This is a genomic window from Actinoplanes sp. G11-F43, from assembly GCF_050589265.1.
In the GTDB taxonomy this organism is placed as follows: domain Bacteria; phylum Actinomycetota; class Actinomycetes; order Mycobacteriales; family Micromonosporaceae; genus Actinoplanes.
Genome location: NZ_JBNZCE010000013.1, coordinates 1 through 17,882, shown reverse-complemented (window position 1 = coordinate 17,882; position 17,882 = coordinate 1). Strand labels below are relative to the sequence as shown.

General features: G+C 71.3%; 17 protein-coding genes. 8 read left to right on the top strand and 9 right to left on the bottom strand.

Annotated features, from left to right (window positions below; all coding sequences use genetic code 11):
• Positions 1 to 47 precede the first annotated feature (47 nt).
• From ACQ0O7_RS14400 to ACQ0O7_RS14390, 3 genes are all read left to right on the top strand, one after another.
• Positions 48 to 548, top strand: coding sequence for a MarR family winged helix-turn-helix transcriptional regulator (locus ACQ0O7_RS14400; protein WP_430782550.1), 501 nt, complete (start codon positions 48 to 50; stop codon positions 546 to 548).
• Complete coding sequence (locus ACQ0O7_RS14395) at positions 539 to 1,747, top strand: MFS transporter (RefSeq protein WP_430782549.1); 1,209 nt, start codon at positions 539 to 541, stop codon at positions 1,745 to 1,747. Before ACQ0O7_RS14400 ends, ACQ0O7_RS14395 begins: the two co-directional genes overlap by 10 nt.
• 1,305 nt (positions 1,748 to 3,052) lie before the next feature.
• On the top strand, positions 3,053 to 3,622 hold the full coding sequence (locus ACQ0O7_RS14390; protein WP_430782548.1) for an HDIG domain-containing metalloprotein: 570 nt from the start codon (positions 3,053 to 3,055) through the stop codon (positions 3,620 to 3,622).
• A 194-nt stretch (positions 3,623 to 3,816) separates the two neighbouring features.
• Here ACQ0O7_RS14390 and ACQ0O7_RS14385 read toward each other — a convergent pair whose 3' ends face one another.
• Complete coding sequence (locus tag ACQ0O7_RS14385) at positions 3,817 to 5,037, bottom strand: cytochrome P450 (protein ID WP_430782547.1); 1,221 nt, start codon at positions 5,035 to 5,037, stop codon at positions 3,817 to 3,819.
• Positions 5,038 to 5,132: 95 nt separating this feature from the next.
• Between ACQ0O7_RS14385 and ACQ0O7_RS14380 the strand changes: the two genes are divergently transcribed.
• Positions 5,133 to 6,236, top strand: coding sequence for a steroid 3-ketoacyl-CoA thiolase (locus ACQ0O7_RS14380; RefSeq protein ID WP_430782546.1), 1,104 nt, complete (start codon positions 5,133 to 5,135; stop codon positions 6,234 to 6,236).
• 11 nt (positions 6,237 to 6,247) lie between these two features.
• Positions 6,248 to 6,415, top strand: coding sequence for a hypothetical protein (locus ACQ0O7_RS14375; protein WP_430782545.1), 168 nt, complete (start codon positions 6,248 to 6,250; stop codon positions 6,413 to 6,415).
• Between the two features lie 175 nt (positions 6,416 to 6,590).
• Here the strand turns inward: ACQ0O7_RS14375 and ACQ0O7_RS14370 are convergent, their stop codons facing one another.
• The 6 genes from ACQ0O7_RS14370 to ACQ0O7_RS14345 are packed head-to-tail and all read right to left on the bottom strand — an operon-like array spanning position 6,591 to position 13,731.
• Entirely contained in the window at positions 6,591 to 8,489 is a 1,899-nt protein-coding gene (locus tag ACQ0O7_RS14370; RefSeq protein ID WP_430782544.1) for a serine/threonine-protein kinase, read from the bottom strand.
• A 38-nt stretch (positions 8,490 to 8,527) separates the two neighbouring features.
• Positions 8,528 to 9,463, bottom strand: a complete 936-nt coding sequence (locus tag ACQ0O7_RS14365; RefSeq protein WP_430782543.1) for an acyl-CoA dehydrogenase family protein — start codon at positions 9,461 to 9,463, stop codon at positions 8,528 to 8,530.
• Positions 9,460 to 10,341: an acyl-CoA dehydrogenase family protein gene (locus ACQ0O7_RS14360; RefSeq protein WP_430782542.1), complete on the bottom strand. Its 882-nt coding sequence runs from the start codon at positions 10,339 to 10,341 to the stop codon at positions 9,460 to 9,462. The genes ACQ0O7_RS14365 and ACQ0O7_RS14360 overlap by 4 nt, the downstream gene beginning before the upstream one ends.
• Positions 10,338 to 11,432 (bottom strand): acyl-CoA dehydrogenase family protein, encoded by a 1,095-nt coding sequence (locus ACQ0O7_RS14355; RefSeq protein WP_430782541.1) that lies wholly within the window; start codon positions 11,430 to 11,432, stop codon positions 10,338 to 10,340. The genes ACQ0O7_RS14360 and ACQ0O7_RS14355 overlap by 4 nt, the downstream gene beginning before the upstream one ends.
• Positions 11,429 to 12,265, bottom strand: coding sequence for an enoyl-CoA hydratase (locus ACQ0O7_RS14350; protein ID WP_430782540.1), 837 nt, complete (start codon positions 12,263 to 12,265; stop codon positions 11,429 to 11,431). Before ACQ0O7_RS14350 ends, ACQ0O7_RS14355 begins: the two co-directional genes overlap by 4 nt.
• Entirely contained in the window at positions 12,262 to 13,731 is a 1,470-nt protein-coding gene (locus ACQ0O7_RS14345) for a FadD3 family acyl-CoA ligase (protein ID WP_430782539.1), read from the bottom strand. Before ACQ0O7_RS14345 ends, ACQ0O7_RS14350 begins: the two co-directional genes overlap by 4 nt.
• Positions 13,732 to 13,805: 74 nt before the next feature.
• On the opposite strand from ACQ0O7_RS14345, the gene ACQ0O7_RS14340 reads away from it, so the two are divergent.
• The 3 genes from ACQ0O7_RS14340 (at position 13,806) to ACQ0O7_RS14330 (ending at position 16,805) form a co-directional block, all read left to right on the top strand.
• Positions 13,806 to 14,936, top strand: coding sequence for an acyl-CoA dehydrogenase family protein (locus ACQ0O7_RS14340; protein WP_430782538.1), 1,131 nt, complete (start codon positions 13,806 to 13,808; stop codon positions 14,934 to 14,936).
• On the top strand, positions 14,933 to 15,724 hold the full coding sequence (locus ACQ0O7_RS14335) for an SDR family oxidoreductase (RefSeq protein WP_430782537.1): 792 nt from the start codon (positions 14,933 to 14,935) through the stop codon (positions 15,722 to 15,724). The genes ACQ0O7_RS14340 and ACQ0O7_RS14335 overlap by 4 nt, the downstream gene beginning before the upstream one ends.
• Before the next feature lie 61 nt (positions 15,725 to 15,785).
• A complete protein-coding gene (locus tag ACQ0O7_RS14330; RefSeq protein ID WP_430782536.1) occupies positions 15,786 to 16,805 on the top strand; it encodes a DUF3068 domain-containing protein in 1,020 nt (339 codons plus the stop codon).
• Positions 16,806 to 16,933: 128 nt separating this feature from the next.
• Here the strand turns inward: ACQ0O7_RS14330 and ACQ0O7_RS14325 are convergent, their stop codons facing one another.
• Both ACQ0O7_RS14325 and ACQ0O7_RS14320 read right to left on the bottom strand, forming a co-directional pair.
• Complete coding sequence (locus ACQ0O7_RS14325) at positions 16,934 to 17,077, bottom strand: hypothetical protein (protein WP_430782535.1); 144 nt, start codon at positions 17,075 to 17,077, stop codon at positions 16,934 to 16,936.
• Positions 17,078 to 17,265: 188 nt separating this feature from the next.
• Positions 17,266 to 17,882: dihydrofolate reductase family protein (locus ACQ0O7_RS14320; protein ID WP_430782534.1), on the bottom strand; the 617-nt coding region annotated here is incomplete at its 5' end.

Sequence of the window (17,882 nt, the reverse complement as noted above, 5' to 3'; positions counted from 1 at the left end):
CAGACTAACATGACAGTACTTATACAAGTGCTGTTACGATTCGCCGCATGACTGACGACTGGCTTGCCGACCCGACCGAGGAGAGCGTCTGGCGGCCCTGGCGCCTGCTCCAGGCGAGCATGGACGAGGAGATCGCCCGGGTCTACGCGGACGCCCGGATCGACGGGCTCAAACCGACCTGGGTGATGGAACTGATCCGGCTGCACGTGCACGGGCCGATGACCATCACCGAGCTGGCCGAATCCGTGCGGATCACCCACTCCGGGATGAGCCAGAAGGTGGCCGCCCTCAAAGCCGCCGGATGGGTCCGCACCGTCGCCGGGCCGGACGCCCGCAGCAAACGCGTCGAAGTCACCGACAAGGCACGGGCCGTCGTCGGGCGGCTCGCCGCCGAATGGCGGGCCACCGAAGGGGCGATCGCCGAGATCGAGGCGGAGATCCCGTACCCGCTGAGCCGTGTCGTCACCGACATCGAAGCCGCCCTGGCCCGCAAGAGCCTGCACACCCGGATCACCGAACGGCTCGCCGAGGACCCGGCGTGGGATTGAGCCGGGCCCTGATCGACGTCACCCCGCTGCGATCGTCAGCGGACTTCCGGCGGCTGTGGATCGGGCAACTGTGCTCCGGGCTGGGCGGCCAGATGGCCCTCGTCGCGGTGCTCTACCAGGTGTGGGAGGCGACCCACAGCCCCATCTGGACCGGCGCGGCGGGCATGGCACAGGCCCTGCCGATCATCGTCTTCGGACTGTTCGCGGGAGCGCTCGTCGACCGGGTGGACCGGCGCCGGTTCTACCTGATCACCAAGGTCGGGCAGGCGGTGTGCGCGGTGCTGCTGACCGCGCAGGCGTTCACGGGCGGGCCACCACTGCTGGTGCTGGCCCTGGTCGCGGTCCAGGCCTGTTTTGTGGCCGGTGGTGGCCCGGCGGCCCGAACCTTCCTGTCCCGGCTGCTGCCACCCGACCAGCTCGGGGCCGGACTGGCCCTGAACCGGATCTCGTTCCAGGGCTCGATGCTGCTCGGCCCGGCCCTCGGCGGCCTGGTCATCGCCGAATTCGGGGTGGGCGCCAGCTTCCTGATCCACACGGTCACGTTCACGGTGGCCCTGTGGGCGGCGATCCGGCTGCCGCCGATGCCACCCGCCGAGTCCGGGCTGCCCGGCCTGCACGGCGTGGCCGCCGGGTTGCGGTTCCTCACCACCAGTCCGCCGGTACGCGGGGCACTCCTCACCGACCTGGCCGCCACCGTGCTGGCCATGCCGATCAGCCTGTTCCCCATGATCAACGCCGAACGTTTCGGCGACGACCCCCGAACCCTGGGCCTGTTCCTCTCCGCGATCGCCGTCGGCGGGGTGCTGGCCTCCGCGCTGTCCGGCACGTTCACCCGGCTCTCCCCCGGCCCGGTCATGATCACCGGCTCGCTGGTCTGGGGCGTGTCCCTGGCCCTGTTCGGCCTGGCCCCCGGCCCGTGGACCGGCCTGGCCCTGCTGGCGGTGGCCGGCGCCGCCGACACGATGGCCGTGATCGGCCGCTCCACAGTGATCCAGACCCACACCCCCGACGCCTACCTGGGCCGGGCGGCCGCCGCCGAACAGATCGCCGGCCAGGCCGGCCCCGACGTCGGCAACCTGCGCGGCGGCCTGGTGGCGGCCGGCAGCACGGCATCACTGGCCCTGGTCAGCGGCGGCCTGCTGTGCGTCCTGGCGGTGACCGCGATAGCCGCCCTAACCCCCGCGCTGCGCCGGCGCTGACCTCCACGCCACCTTCACCCACCGGCCCGTCGGCCCCGCCCGCCCGCCTGCTTGAAACGCCACGAAACCCAGGTCCCCCCTCCGGCAAGATCAACACCGAAACGCACCGATCGACGCCGATTGAGGTTCGCCCGGGCCCGACGCTGATCACCGGCCGATGACCACACCACCAGCCGATGACCACACCACCAACCGATGACCACACCACCAGCCACCAGCCGATGACCACACCATCAGCCGCCGGCCCGTGAGGTCGAGCCGGGCGAGACCATCGCGATCGACGAGCACCCTCGCGCCCCGTCCGCATTCCCCGCTCCAAACGCAACCGCCCGGCCCCGGCGCAACCGCCTGGATCCGGCGCAACCGCACGAAATCCGGCGCACCGCCCATCAGACACCCACAACCCCGCTCCGTGTGCACCACCCCGCTCCGTGCGGACGTCCGGCGCCCCGGCCCGCCGATGTCGCACACGCACCGGTGTGTGAGCGCGTACCGGGCCCAGGCAACCTTCTTCTCGGCCACCTGATCACTCGCGGTCAATCCCTCACGCGGGCGGCTCACTCAGCCGAGATCTTGGTGGGTTTACCACCGGAAGAGTCTTCCTCTGGGCTGCCGACCCGCTCGCGGTCAATTCCCCGCGCGAGTGTCCGCCTGTCCAGCACCACCCTGGCTGATCTTGACGGATTTACCACCGAAAACGGTGGTAAATCCACCAAGATCTCAGCTGGACGGGCCGCCCTCACGAGGGATTGACCGCAAGTGATCAGGTAGCCGAGAACAAGACTCGAAACGGTGGTAAATCCACCAAGATCAGCCAGGGTGGTGCTGGAAAGACGGCCACTCGCGCGGGGAATTGTCCGCGAGCGGGACGGCGGCCAAGGCGAAGACTCCAGGACACCGCCGACCGCTCACGATCCGCCAGCGCGCGCCGACCATACGCCCCGCCCACAAACCACCAGCATGCGCGCCAACCAAACGCCCCGCCCACAAACCACCAGCATGCGCGCCAACCAAACGCCCCGCCCACAAACCACCAGCATGCGCGCCAACCAAACGCCCCGCCCACAAACCACCAGCATGCGCGCCAGCCAAACGCCCCGCCCACAAACCGCCAGCATGCGCGCCGGCCAAACGCCCCGCTTGCGGTCCGCAGGCGTGTGGGTCGGGCGGGGTGCACGTCGCGGTGGAAACGCCATACCGGCGGCGGCCGGATCGTGTGGCGCGTTTCGGTGTGGGCCGCGCCGGAACGCGGCACGTGGGTGGGCGATCGCGGGCCGGCCGTCGTGGCTCTCTAGAGTCGGGCGGGTGCGCATTCCCACCGACTCCGAGATCCGGGCGCTCCACCAGCGCTACGCCCCGTCCCCGGAAGCGTTCGACCTGGTGTGGACGCACTGCCTGATCGTGGCCCGGATCGCCGGGAGTCTGCGCCGCGACGACCTGGACATGGACCTGGTCCGGGCCGGTTGCCTGCTGCACGACATCGGCGTCTACCGCCTGCAGCCGGCCGAACACTACGTGCGGCACGGCCTGCTCGGGCACGAACTGCTGACCGAGGCCGGCCTGCCGGAGCCCCTGCGCCGCTTCTGCTCCCACCACACCGGTGTCGGCATCACCCGCGATGACGTGCTGGAGCAGCGGCTACCCCTGCCGGACTGCGACTTTCTGCCCGAGACGGGTGAGGAGGAACTGGTCATGTATGCCGACAAGTTCCACAGCAAGAGCACCCCACCCCGCTTCCTGACCGCGGCCACGTTCGCCCAGCGGATCACCCGCTTCGGCGACGGCAAGGCCGAGCGCTTCGCGGAACTGGTGGAACGCTACGGCGAACCCGGCCTGACGGGTCTGTCCGCGGAGTTCGGCCATCCGATCTCCTGAGCGTGGCGGCGGGCTCACGGGCGCCGAGCCGGGTTCCGCGTGGGGATCCCGCCGCACCGAACCGATGCACGGCCGGGTTGCGGGACCACCGCATCCGCCCGGCGGGCGCGTTTCGGTCCGGGGGACGCCGGGGGCCTCGCGTGGTGGAGGCGGGGCCGGCCGCTGCGGTTGTCCGGCCCGTGGGGCGTACCGGATCATCGGTATTCGACCGGCAGGTGTTTGATGCCGTTGATCCAGCCGGAGCGGAGGCGTTGAGCGTCGCCGGCCAATGCGATGGACGGCATGTGGTCGGCTATCGCGTTGAAGATGAGGTCTATTTCCAGGCGGGCCAGGTTGGCGCCCAGGCAGAAATGGGCGCCGCTGCCGCCGAATCCGAGGTGCGGGTTGGGGCTGCGGAGGATGTCGAAACGGTGCGGGTCGGTGAAGACGATGTCGTCGTAGTTGGCGGAGCCGTAGAACATCGCCACCCGCTGGCCTTTTCCGATCGGCTGGCCGGACAGGACGGTGTCCTGGGTGGCGGTGCGCTGGAAGACGTTGATCGGGCTGCCCCAGCGGACGAATTCGTCGACGGCGGTGCGCGGGCGGGCGTCTTTGAACAGTTCCCATTGTTCGGGGTTCGTGAGCAGCGCGTGCATGCCGTGGGAGATGGCGTTGCGGGTGGTCTCGTTGCCGGCTACGGCGAGCATCAGGACGAAGAAGCCGAATTCGTCGACGGACAGGTGTTCGCCTTGGATCTCGGCTTTGACCAGGGTGGTGACGATGTCGTCGCGGGGGCAGGTCTGCCGTTCGTCGGCCATCTGCATCGCGTATCCGAGCAGGCCCATCGCGGATTCCATCGGGTCGGCGCCGTTGAACTCGGGATCGTCGTATCCGATCATCGAGTTGGACCATTCGAAGACGTTTCCGCGGTCTTCCTGGGGGACGCCGAGCAGTTCGGCGATGGCCTGTAGCGGTAGTTCGCAGGCGATGTCGGTGACGAAGTCGCCTTCGGCGGCGGTGACCGAGGAGACGATTCGTTCGGCGCGGTCGGACAACGCGGTTCGCAGGCTGTTGATGGCGCGCGGGGTGAATCCGCGGGAGACGATGGCACGCTGTGCGGTGTGTTGTGGCGGGTCCATGTTGAGCAGGATCGCCTGCTGCATCTCGATGCCCTCGCGGGTCATGTCGGGCTGGAATCGGGCGATCGCGGTGTTCTCCCGGCTGGAGTAGATCTCGCTGTTGCGGGAGACCGCCATCACGTCGGCGTGCCGGGTGACCGCCCAATAGCCGTCGTCGTCGAAGCCGGCGCTGCCGCGGGCCTGCGGGATCCAGCGAACCGGGTCGTCGGCGCGCATCTCGGCGAATTCGGCGTGCGGGATGCCGTGCAGGTAGATGTCCGGATCGGTGGGGTCGATGCGGGTGCGCGGCTCGGCCACAGCTCCTCCTACAGCAACAAGTTCTACCGATTCAAGCATGAGCGTGGAGACATTTGGTAGCGTCAATCGAGAACACGTTCTAGCAGGAGGTCCTGGTGGGTACACCGGTGATCGTCGATGCGGTGCGCACTCCGATCGGCAGGCGGGGCGGGTGGCTCGCCGGGGTGCATCCGGCTGAGCTGCTCGGTGCGGCACTGCGCGGGCTGGGCGATCCGGTGGAACTGGCCGAGCAGGCGATCGGCGGCTGCGTGACGCAGGGTGGCGAGCAGTCGAACAACGTGACCCGGACGGCGTGGCTGCACACCGGACTGCCCCACACCACCGGATGCGCCACCGTGGACGCCCAGTGCGGCTCCGCCCAGCAGGCCGCACACCTGGTGGCGGGCCTGATCGCCACCGACACCATCACGGCCGGGGTGGCGTGCGGGGTGGAGGCGATGAGCCGGGTGCCGCTGCGGGCGAACCTGGGCGACGCCGGCCGGCCCCGCCCGGACTCCTGGGACATCGACCTGCCGAACCAGTATGTGGCGGCCGAGCGGATCGCCGACCGGCGCGGCCTGACCCGGCCGGATCTGGATTCGTTCGGGGTGCGCTCGCAGGCGTGCGCGAAACGGGCCTGGGCGCAGGGGCGGTTCGACCGTGAGGTGGTACCGGTTCTCGGCGCCACCCGGGACCAGGGGCTGCGGGAGACCACGTTCGAAGGGCTGTCCGGACTGAAACCGGTTCTTCCGGACGGGCGGCACACCGCCGGCACCTCGTCGCAGATCTCCGACGGGGCGGCGGCCCTGCTGCTGATGGACGCCGAACGGGCCCGGGGGCTGGGGTTGCGGCCGCGCGCCCGGATCGTGGCGCAGTGCCTGGTCGGGGCCGAGCCCTACTACCACCTGGACGGGCCGATTGCGGCCACCGACCGGGTGCTGACCCGCGCCGGCATGAAGATCGACGACCTGGACCGGTGTGAGGTCAACGAGGCGTTCGCCAGCGTGGTGCTGTCCTGGATGGCGGTGCACCGCGCCGACCCGGACCGGGTCAACGTCAACGGCGGGGCGATCGCTCTCGGTCACCCGGTCGGCAGCACCGGCGCCCGGCTGCTGACCACCGCCCTGCACGAGCTGGAACGGTCCGACTCGACGACGGCGCTGGTCACCATGTGTGCCGGCGGGGCGATGTCGACCGCGACGATCATCGAACGGCTGTAGAGGAGCATCCGATGGTTCCGTTCAGGTTCCTGCTGCTGAGCGCGGTGATCGCCGCCGTGCTGGCCGCGATCGGCGTCACCACGGTGATGGCCGCGCTCAACCCGAGTGCGACGGAGATCGCGCAGAACACCGCCGACAACGACCCGCTGATTCCACCCGATTTCTACGGACAAAGATGATTTTGTACGAGACACCGGGCGCGACAACCGCAGCCGCCCGTCCCGCTTCCACCCCGCGAGGCGGCGACGGCACCGGGCCGTAGCGCGACCGCCGGGCGAAGCGGTCGCGGCCGGTTCGTGTGCCGATCCGCGGCTCGATTCGAGCCGCGGATCGGCACACGAATGCAAGCAGCACTCAGGCGCAGTTGCCGAATTCGCTGAGGAACTTCTGGTTGCCGATCGAACCGCCCCAGCGCACACACGACCCGGCGGACTCCGCGCTGACCGGCCCGATGTAGAACTGGGCCGCGCCGGAATCGGTCTGTGGAGCCTGCCCCTGGACCTCGAGGGTGGCGCTCGCGTTGGTCCGCGCGTCCAGGTTGTCCTCCTTCATGGTGACCACACAGCTCACACTGGCGTCGTTCCGAAGCAGGTAGACCTTGCCGCGCACCACGCCGGCCGCCCCGGCGAGGTCCTTGGTCTCCACGATCCGGTAGCCGCCCCCGCAGAGTTCGACCGGGTCGTAGTCGTTGGTCTGCGGAGCCTCGCTGGTCTCCTCTTCCTCCGGCTCTTCCTCCTCCGGAGCCTTGGTGGTCTTCTTCGGCTTGGGGCTCTTCGTCGGCGAGGGGCTGGGCTTCCTGCTCTCCCCACCGGTCACCTCGGCCCCGCTGTCACTCGCGTTGGTCGCGTCGCCCGGATCGTCGCCGAAGCTGTTGACCATCACCCCGATGCCGACGGCCACCGCGGCCACCGCGACGGCGACCAGCGCGATCATGCCCTTGTTCCGCCGCGGCGGCTCCGCGCCGGTCCCGCCGGAGGAGTGGGAGCCCGAGGAGTACCCGCCGGAGGAGTAGCTGCCGGACGGCGGATCCTGGAAGCCGCCGCCCCCGCCGCCGTACGAGCCGCTGCCGTACGAGCCGCTGCCGTACGAGCCGGTCGCCGGCCCACCGACCGAGGCCGCGCCGGCCGCGAACCCACCGGGCCGGTTCTGCGGCCCCGGGCCACCGGGATGCTGCGAGGGGAACCGGCCGGACGGCCCACCCTGGGAGGGGAACGAGCCGGACGGCGCGGGACGACCGGGGTACGACCCGGTGCCGGGCCCCTGCTGGCCGGGGTGAGCCCCGGTACCGGGGCCGGGGCCGCCGGGGAAGCCGCCGGACGGGTTGCGGTAGGTGCCGGTGCCGCCGCCGGGCCCGTGGGGCGGGAATCCACCGGACTGCATCGGGCGCGTCGGTGCCCCGTACCCACCGGTGGGGTTGGCGTGGGGTTGTTCGCCGGCCGACCGGGCGGCCGCGGCCAGGGCGGCGGCGTTCGGGAACCGGCGGGCCGGCTCGCGGTCCAGGGCCCGCATGACCACGGCGGCCACCCCGGCGGGCACGTCCGGCGGCAGCACCGGCGGCTTGCCGTGGACCAGTTGGGCGAGCACCGCGAGGGGGTTGTCGCCGACGTAGGGCGGCCGGCCGGTGAGGCAGGCGTAGGCGACCGCGCCCAGCGCGTACACGTCGGTGAGCGGGGTGACCTTGTGGCCCTCGGCCTGCTCGGGGGCCATGTAATGCGCGCTGCCGAGGACCACGTTGGTGCCGGTGATGCCCTCGACGGCGGTCTCCCGGGCGACGCCGAAGTCGACCAGGACGAGGGAGCCGTTCGGCCGGACCAGCAGGTTGCTCGGTTTCACGTCGCGGTGCACGATGCCGGCCTGGTGGGCGGTGTGCAGCGCGTCGCCGACCTGGTCGACGATCTTCATGGTGTCGGCGGGGCTGAGCCGGCCGGCCTGCTGGATGCGTTTGGCCAGCGGGGTGCCCTCGATGAACTCCATCACCATGAAGTCCAGGTTGCGGCCGTCGACCTCGGCGTTCTCGCCGTAGTCGTAGACCTGCACGATGCCCGGGTGGCGCAGCGCCGCCATCATCCGCGCCTCGGAACGGAACCGGGTGATGAAGTCCCGGTCCGACATCAGGGCCGGCAGGATGACCTTGACGCCGATGTCCCGCTTCAACATCACGTCGTTGCCACGCCACACCTCGCCCATGCCGCCCGCCGCGATGCGCTGCGTCAGCTGATAGCGGCCATTGAGCACGACTCCCGGTGAAAGCACCGGATCATGCTAGTGGGCGGGTGCCTGGACGCCGCCGGTCAGGTGTCCAGAAATTCCGGGGCCAATCGGGCGACGTGTTCGGCCGGTGAGCCGAACAGCTCGGCCGACGCCCAGGCCCGGCGCAGGTAGCGGTGGGCGTCGTGTTCCCAGGTGATCGCAATTCCGCCGTGCATCTGGACCATCTCGGCGGCCACCGCCTTCAGGGTCTCCGAGCACCAGACCCGGGCCACCGCGGGCTCGGTGGCGGCGGCGGATCGGGCCGCCTGCAGGCGTACGTACAGGTCGGCGAGCCGGTGCTGGAGCACCTGGAAGGAGCCGATCGGCCGCCCGAACTGGTGTCTGAGCCGCACGTATTCGAGGGTCGACGCGAACGCCTGCTCGGCCGTGCCGACCTGCTCGGCGGCCAGCGCGGCGCACGCCACATCACCCAGTCCGGCGACCGTGTGAGATGTGTCTCTCCAGGTGATCAGGGCCCGGTCGAGTCGCACGATCGTGAGCGGCCGGCTCAGATCGAGGGTGGGCTGCGGTTCGAGGGCCGCGCCCTCGACCCGGACCAGGTGATCCCCGGTGGCGACGAGGAGGGTGTCCGCGACCGCGGTGTCCAGGACGTCGCGGAACGTCCCGGTGATCCGGTCGCCGTCGATCGTCGCGGCGCCGTTCCAGGCCAGCGCGACGACCCGGTCCCCGGCGCAGACCGGCGGCAGCAGCCGGGACCGGGTGTCCGGGCCGGCGCCGAGCAGGGCGTGCGTGGCCAGCAGGGAGCCGAGCATCGGCACCGGGCTGAGCACCCGGCCCAGTTCGGCCAGCACGATCGCGGCCTCGGCCACGGTGGCGCCGGATCCGCCGTACTCCTCCGGAACGGTCAGCCCCGCGACGCCGATCTGTCCGCACAACCGGGCCCACAGATCGTCGCCGGTGTGCCCGGCGACCAGGCCCCGGACCGCGTCCCGCAGCGCCGCGTGCTCCTCGATCATGGTCGTCCTCCCAGCGAGGTCAGGATCCGGTCGCGGTGCCAGGCCGCGGTCCCCCACGAGGCGTGCAGCACCCGCACCAGGGTCAGCCAGCGGCCCAGGCCGTACTCGCGGGTGTATCCGAGGGCCCCGTGCACCTGCAGCGCCTGCCGGGCGGCCAGCAGTGCGGCGTCCCCGCAGGCCACCTTCGCCGCCGACACGTCGCGCGGGTCCAGGGTGACCGCGGCGGCGTGCAGCAGCGGGCGGGCGAACTCCAGGGCCACCGCCACGTCGGCGAGCCCGTGCCGGACCGCCTGGAACGAGCCGATCGGCCGGCCGAACTGGGTGCGCACGGTCGCGTACTTCACCGAGCGTTCCAGCAGCGCCCGCCCGGCCCCGAGCAACTGCGCCGAGCACGCCAGACAACCCAGATCAAGAGCCGGACCCGATTGCCGTACGCCGATCAGCTCCCCGCCCCGCAGCGACGCCACCGTGCGGCCCGGATGCATCGAGTCGTGCACCGTCTCCACCACGCCGTGCCGGAGCCGGTCGCCGTCGGCCAGCAGGATCAGCCCGGCCCGGTCGGTGTCGGCGGCCAGCGGCTGCCGGGGTGGCGCGGCCAGGGTGGCCACCAGCCGTCCGGCGGCCAGCTCGGCGGACCAGGGGTTGTCCAGCCCGGCGAGCAGGGCGGGCACCGCCGCGATCGATTCGGCGACCGGCCCTTCGACGGCGTGGTGCCCGAACTCCTCGCAGGCGACGACCAGATCGGCGGCGGTGGCGTCCGGGACGAGACCGGTCACGCCCACCTCCCCGAGCTTCTCCCAGGTCGGTGGGCCTTCGCTGAGCAGGTCGTGCAGAACGGCCGCGAACCCGCGCTGTTCGTCCGACGGCACCAGTCTCATCGGGGCAGTCCCAGCTCACGCCGGGCCAGGATGTCCCGCTGGATCTGGTCGGTGCCCGCGTAGATCGGCCCGGCCAGCGCGAACAGGTAGCCGGCGGTCCACCGCTCGTCGATCTCGGCGAGCGGGCCGAGCACGTCCAGGGCGGTCTCGTGCAGTGCCACGTCCAGGGCGGACCAGAACAGTTTGGTGGCACTCGGCGGCACCGGGCGGTCGAGTGACGCGTATGCCTGGAGCTGGTAGGCCCGTGCCCCGATCCACGCGTCGGCGACCCGGTCCCGGAACTCCCCGCCGGAGTCCAGCCACGCGCTGACCAGCCGGTCCGCGGCGGCGGTGAACCGGCCGGGGCCGCGCAGCGACAGCCCGCGCTCGTGCCCGGCGGTGCTCATCGCGATCCGCCAGCCGTCGCCGGGCGCGCCGATCACGGCGGCGTCCGGCACGAACACGTCGTCGAGGAAGATCTCGGCGAACCCGGCCCGGCCGTCCAGCTGCCGGATCGGGCGGACCGTCACACCGGGCTCACGCAGTGGGAACATCAGGTAGGTGAGGCCGTGACGGCGTTCGGTGGCCGACGACCGGAACAGCCCGAAGGCCCGGTCCGCGACCACCGCCCGGGAGCTCCACGTCTTCTGCCCGGACAGCAGCCAGCCGCCGTCGACCGGCCGGGCCCGGGACCGCACGGCGGCCAGATCACTGCCGGCCGACGGCTCGGACCAGGCTTGCGCCCACACCTCGTCACCGCGGGCCATCGGCGGCAGGATCCGCGCGCACTGAGCCGCGGTCCCGTGCGTGAGCAGGGTCGGGGCGAGCAGGAACAGCCCGTTCTGGCCGATCCGGACCGGCGCCCCGGCCGCGTGGTACTCCTCGTCGAACAGCAGTGTGTGCAGCACCGGCGCGTCCCGCCCGCCGTACTCGGCAGGCCATCCGACGGCGGCCAGCCCGGCGTCCGCGAGCCGTCGCTCCCAGTCCCGGTGTGCCGCGTCGCCGGCCGGGGTGTCCACCGGCGGCAGCGGCGTGGACGGCACGTTCGCCGCCAGCCACTGGCGCGTCTCGTCCCGGAAGGCCAGCGCGGCGGCGTCCAGATCGAGATTCACCGGGCCGCCCGTTTCATCGCCGCCGGATCCATCCCGGCCAGCGGATCGGCGCCGACCTCGGCGTTGTGCGCGTGCGCGACGTGGTGCAGGCCGAACACCGCGTCCATGCCGGCCCGCATGCCCATCTGGTCCTCGCACTGGTTGACCGCCCGTTTCGCCAGCGCCAGCCCGAACGGCGGCATCTCGGCGATCCGCGCGGCCAGGGCGAGGGTCTCGGTGGTCAGCGCGGCCCGCGGCACGACCCGGTTGACCATCCCGATCTGGTACGCCCGGATCGCGGTGAACCGGTCACCGGTGAACAGCACCTCCCGCGCGAACCTCGGGCCCAGCATCCAGGGGTGGGCGAAGTATTCGACACCGGGAATCCCCATCCGCAGCACCGGATCGGCGAAGAACGCGTCCTCGGCGGCGACGATCAGATCGCACACCCAGGCCAGCATCAGCCCACCGGCCACACACGCGCCCTGGACCATGGCGATCGACGGTTTCGGGATCTCCCGCCACCGCCGGCACATGCCCAGGTAGACCTCGATCTCCCGGGCGTACCGGCGATCGGCTCCGTCCTTGGTCGTGTGGTCCCACCAGGTCACCGCGCGGCGGGGGAAGGACGTGCCGGCGTCGCGTTCCGGGGTGCCGATGTCGTGCCCGGCGGAGAAGTGGTCGCCAGCGCCGGCCAGCACGATCACCCGCACCTCGTCGTCGTCGACGGCCCGGGTGAGGGCGTCGTCCAGCGCGTAGGTCATCGCCGAGTTCTGCGCGTTGCGGTACCGCGGACGGTTCATGGTGACCAGCGCGACCGGCCCGTGCCGCTGGTAGAGCACCACATCGCTCACCGGCTCTCCTCCCGCAGCAGGTATTTGAGGACCTTCCCGCCGGCGTTGTGCGGCAGCTCGGCCCGGAGCACCACCGAGCGCGGCACCTTGTAGCCGGCCAGCCGTTCCCGGCAGAACCCGAGCACCGCCGCCTCGTCCACGGTCATGCCCGGCCGGGGCACCACGAACGCCCGCCCGACCTCGCCGAGCCGCTCGTCCGGCACCCCGACCACGGCCACCTCGGCCACCCCGGGCAGAGCGGCCAGGGCCCGTTCCACCTCGGCCGGGTAGACGTTGAAGCCGCCGCAGATGTACATGTCCCTCAGCCGGTCGGTGATCCGCAGGTTGCCGTCCTCGTCGAGCTCGCCCACGTCGCCGGTGTGCAGCCAGCCGTCCGCGTCGACCGCCTCGGCGGTGGCCGCCGGATCGTCCAGATACCCCAGCATCACGTTGGGCCCGCGCAGCAGCACCTCACCGTCCTTGTCACCGATCCGCACCTCGAACCCGGCCGCGGCCCGCCCACTGGTGTGGGCCACGGTCCGGGTCGGATCACCGGGCCGGCACATGGTGGCGACCACCGCCTCGGTCAGCCCGTACGCGGTGAGCACCGTCGCGAACCCCAGCTCGTCCCGGATCCGGTCGATCAGCACCGGCGGCACGGTGGCCGCGCCGGTGACCGCCAGCCGCAGCGAGCCGAGCCGTCGGGTCACCCGGGCCGGATGGTCCAGCAAGCCGATGTAGAGGGTGGGCGGGCCGGGCAGCACCGAGATCCGCTCGTGCTCGATCAGGTCGAGGGTGCGCGGCACGTCGAACACCGCCTGCGGCACGATCGTCGCCCCGCTGACCAGACAGGCCAGCAGCCCGGCCTTGAGCCCGAAACTGTGGAAGAACGGGTTCACCACCAGGTAGCGGTCCCGGGTGCTCAGGCCACCGATCCCGGCCCAGGCGCGGGCCACCCCCAGGGACTGCCGGTGTGCGCTCATCGCGCCCTTGCTGCGGCCGGTGGTGCCGGAGGTGTAGAGGATGTCGGCGAGGTCGTCCGGGCGTACCGACGGCAATCGGGGTTCGGTCTCCGCCTCCAGGAACGTCTCCCACTGCGGCAGCGGCACCACCAGCGGGGGTGTCACGGTCAGCGACGCCAGCCGGTCGGTGCCCAGGAACGGGCCGGTCACGATCAGGCCCCGGGCGCCGCTGCGGTGCAGGATCTCGTCCGCCTCCGGGCCGGTGAACCGCATGTTGACCGGCACCAGCACGGCCCCCGCGGTCCACACGCCGAGAGCCGCCAGGACCCACTTCGCGCTGTTCGGCGCCCACAGCGCCACCCGGTCGCCGGGCTCGATCCCGGCGGTGACCAGGGCGCGGGCCACCCGCTGGACCTCGTCGTGCAGGTCGGCGAAATCGAACCGGCGCACTCCCGGATCGACGAGCGCGGGCTCGTGGCCGAACTCGCGCGCCGCGTGCGCCACCGCCGCCGGGATGGTCTCCATACGGGGCCTCCCCTCTTACCAAGCAAGTGCTTGGTAGGTAGGGTGAGCCTACGCGCGAACCGGAAGGGGAGCCAGTGTCCGACGAGGCATTCCGCATCGAGGTTCGCGAATGGCTGGCGGCGAATCTCACCGACGAACCGCGCGGCACCGGCGGCATCGGCCGGGAGAACGAGGCGTTCGGGCAACGGCTCGCCTTCGCCCGGAAACTGGCCGCGGCCGGCTGGACCACGCTCGCCTGGCCGGTCACCCACGGCGGCCGGGGCGCGCCACTGTCCCGGCAGGTCGTCTTCCACGAGGAGTACGCCCGCTCCGGCGCCCCCGGCCGGGTCGACCACATCGGCACCACCATGGTCGGGCCCACCCTGATCGACCACGGCACCCCCGAACAGCAGCGCCGGTTCCTGCCCGCGCTCGCCGCCGTCGGCGAGTTGTGGTGCCAGGGCTACTCCGAACCCGGCGCTGGCTCCGACCTGGCCGGGCTCACCACCCGGGCCCGGCTCGACGGCGACCGCTGGATCATCACCGGGCAGAAGGTGTGGACCTCCCTCGCGCACCACGCCGACTGGTGTTTCGTGCTGGCCCGCACCGCGCCCCCGCCACCCGGCGGCCACCGCTCGGCCGGACTGTCCTACCTGCTCGTGCCGATGCGCCAGCCCGGCGTCACGGTCCGGCCGATCCGGCAGCTCACCGGGGACAGCGAGTTCAACGAGGTGTTCTTCGACGACGCGGAGACCGAGGCCGGGCTGGTCGTCGGCGAGCCCGGTCAGGGCTGGGCGGTGGCGATGGCGACCCTGGCGTACGAGCGGGGCGCGGCCACCGTCGGGCAGCAGGTCGGCTTCCAGCGCGACCTGGCCGATCTGGTCGTGGTCGCCCGCCGCACCGGAGCGGTGGACGATCCCGCACTGCGCGACCGGCTCACCCGGGCGTCGATCGACCTGACCGTGCTGCGGGCACACACCCTGCGCGCCCTGACCGAGGAGCTGCCGGCCAGCCCGTCGGTGATCAAACTGCTCTGGACCCGGTGGCGGCAGGGCCTCGGCGAACTGGCCATGGACGTCCTCGCGGCCGGGCCCGCCGACCCGGCCGACGTCGAGCGCTGGCAGCGGTACTTCCTGTTCAGCCGGGCCGACACCATCTACGGCGGGTCCAACGAGATCCAGCGCGGGATCATCGCCGACCGGGTGCTCGGGCTGCCGCGCCGATGACCGGCGCCCTTTCCCCTGGGAGCGGGCCGCCCGGCCGCGGCCTTCTCATCGGCAAGATCGTCGTGGTGACCGCCGCCGCCGGGGCCGGCATCGGCTCGGCGGTGGCCCGACGCTGCCTCGACGAGGGCGCCCGGGTGGTGCTCGGCGACCGGCACGAACGCCGGCTCGGCGAGATCCGCGACGAGCTGTCCGGGGCGTACCCGGGCAAGGTCTGGGCGATCCCGTCCGACGTCACCGACGAGGCCGCCGTACGCCGTCTGATCGGCGGGGCGGTGTCCCGCTACGGCCGGCTCGACGTGCTGGTCAACAACGCCGGGCTGGGTGGCGACCGGCCGGTCACCGAGATGAGCGACGAGGAGTGGGACCTGGTCCTGGACGTCACCCTGACCGGCACGTTCCGGTGCACCCGGGCGGCCCTGCGGCAGATGATCGCCCAGGGCGGCGGCGGCGCGATCGTGAACAACGCGTCGGTGCTCGGCTGGCGCGCCCAGGCCGGGCAGGCCCACTACGCGGCGGCCAAGGCCGGGGTGATGGCGTTCACCAGATGCACCGCCATGGACGTGGCCGCGCACGGCATCCGGGTCAACGCGGTGGCGCCCAGCCTCGCCGCGCACCCGTTCCTCAGCAAGGTGATGAGCCAGTCGGACCTGGATCTGCTGGCCACCCGGGAGGCCTTCGGCCGGGCCGCCGAACCGTGGGAGGTGGCGACCGTGGTCGCCTTCCTGGCCAGCGACTACGCGTCCTATCTGACCGGTGAGGTGATAGCGGTCAGCAGCCGGCATCCGTAGGGGTTTCCATCGATGTTAGGGAGCAGTAGATTGTAACGCGTTCTACTTTTGGGAGGGCGTGATGAGGCGGATCGTCGGCGCGGCACTCTTCGGACTCGGCATACTCTCCCTGCTCTTCGCGATGGCCCTCGCCTGGATCATCGTGCCGTCCCAGCGGAAGGTGCCCCTCGACCTGGCGCCCCCGGACGTAGTGGTGGAGACTGCGAACGCGTCCTTCGTACAGGCGAAGATGCTGCCCGACGGGACGCCCCAGGTGGTCGTGGAGAACGCCGGACTGCGCTCCACCACCGGCATCAAACCCGATTTCAAGGCCGCCGCCGACCTCGACGGCGACACCCTCATCTGGAACGTGTACCACTCCACCAACCGGATCGACACCGGCGAGATGATCAACAGCGCGGAGAGCCGGGTCGCCCTCGACCGGGTGTCCGGCGAGGCGGTCCCGTGGGCCGGCCAGTGCCACAGTGAGACCCAGGTCCCGTGCACGCCCGGCGATGTGGCGTTCGCCGGCCAGCTCTACCTGTTCCCGTTCGGCACCGAGCGGCGCACCTACCAGTACTGGGACTCCACGCTGCACAAGGCGCTGCCCATCGAATACCAGGCGTCGGAACGCTACAACGGGCTCCCGGCCTACCGTTTCCAGCAGCAGATCCCCGAACAGCCCGCCGAGATGAACCCGGAAACCCTGTCCGGCCTGCTCGGCTTCCTGGCCCCCGGAGCCACCACCGGCACCATCTCGTACCGGGCCACCCGAACCCTGTGGGTCGAGCCGCGGACCGGGGCCATCGTCGGCTACCGCGAACAGCAGCACCGCGAACTGGTCCCCGACGTCGGCACCCCGGTGGTCATCTTCGACGCCGACCTGCAGTACGACCAGGCCACCCTGGACGCCGTCCGCAAGGAGGCCGAGAACGGCCTGTCCCTGCTCACCATGCTCGGCCTGTGGGTGCCGCTGGGCCTGGCCATCCTGGGCCTGGCGTTGACAGCGGCAGGCCTGCTGACCTCCCGAACCGCCGGCCCGCCCGGTGCCCACCGCTCCGAAGAGCCCACCGAGCCCCTCCCCACCGCGGTCCCGTCCTGACCCTGACCTACTGGAGCCGGATCAAGCCCGCATCGGTAGCCCGAAAGCCGCACGTGCCCAGGTAGAAATCCTGCAGATGTGGCTCGAAGTCGACATGCAGCCATGCGCATCCGGCTGCACGGGCGGCATCAGCGGCAGCCTTGACGAGGCGGGTTCTCCAGGCGCCGGGCCCACGGTCGCACCTCGCCCGGGTCTCCGCCGAACGCCCGGGCATGCAGCATGCTGACCTGCCGGTCGTCGACCGGAAACCGTGGCACCAGCTCGATCACCACACGAGAACGTTAACGCCCGGCCCTGGGCCACCGGCCCGCGCATCGATCCACAACGCGGCAGGAGCGCGCACGCGGCCCGGCGCCCGATCGCCTCCAGGTCGCCGTGGGCGACGCCATCGTCGGCGCGTCCGCCGTGACCCGGCACGCTTTCGAGTGACTGCGCCCTGGCGAGAGGCCTTCTGTGTCTGCTAACCAGCTTGTCCACCTTGACGGTTCACCGCGTAGCGGGTGCGAATCACATCGGCCGGCCATCTCTCGTCCTCTCGCAGTCGCAGAGACACGGGGCGGTCATCAGGTGCGAGTAGAGGCGTTCCTTTCCCCAGAAGGACAGGAGCCACGAACAGTTCCAACTCGTCCACCTCGTCGGCGGCGAATAATGACCGCGCAACCGTGACGCTGCCCCAGACGATGATGTCGCCGGCCTGGGCCGCGCGGTGTTGCCGCACATGCGCGACGGCATCGGGGACGACGCGAGCGGGAGCGTGTTCGCCCCACGGCGCTTGATCCAGCGTCGTGGAACAGACAGTCTTCGCCAGGATGTTGACCTGCCGCGCCATGGGCTGGTCACGAGCAGAAGGCCAGAACGCCACGAAGATCTCATAGGTACGCCGTCCCAGGAGCACTTCCTCGACGTTGTCCAGCAGTACGGTGTTGTGTGCCTCCGAGGCGGAAAAGTCATCGACCGCCGCGAAGACATCACCTTCGCCGTTGGGCCCCAGGGATGTTGCGTTCTCGGTCTGTGATCCGCTGAACAGGGATTTCGTGAGATGACCGGCCTTTGTGGAGGTGGTAGAAGCGGGTGAAG

Coding starts and splice junctions, on each gene's coding strand:
- ACQ0O7_RS14400 (WP_430782550.1), top strand. CDS start 48: ATGACTGACGACTGGCTTGCCGACCCGACCGAGGAGAGCGTCTGGCGG.
- ACQ0O7_RS14365 (WP_430782543.1), bottom strand. CDS start 9,463: ATGATCGAGGAGCACGCGGCGCTGCGGGACGCGGTCCGGGGCCTGGTC.
- ACQ0O7_RS14345 (WP_430782539.1), bottom strand. CDS start 13,731: ATGGAGACCATCCCGGCGGCGGTGGCGCACGCGGCGCGCGAGTTCGGC.
- ACQ0O7_RS14360 (WP_430782542.1), bottom strand. CDS start 10,341: ATGAGACTGGTGCCGTCGGACGAACAGCGCGGGTTCGCGGCCGTTCTG.
- ACQ0O7_RS14330 (WP_430782536.1), top strand. CDS start 15,786: ATGAGGCGGATCGTCGGCGCGGCACTCTTCGGACTCGGCATACTCTCC.
- ACQ0O7_RS14335 (WP_430782537.1), top strand. CDS start 14,933: ATGACCGGCGCCCTTTCCCCTGGGAGCGGGCCGCCCGGCCGCGGCCTT.
- ACQ0O7_RS14375 (WP_430782545.1), top strand. CDS start 6,248: ATGGTTCCGTTCAGGTTCCTGCTGCTGAGCGCGGTGATCGCCGCCGTG.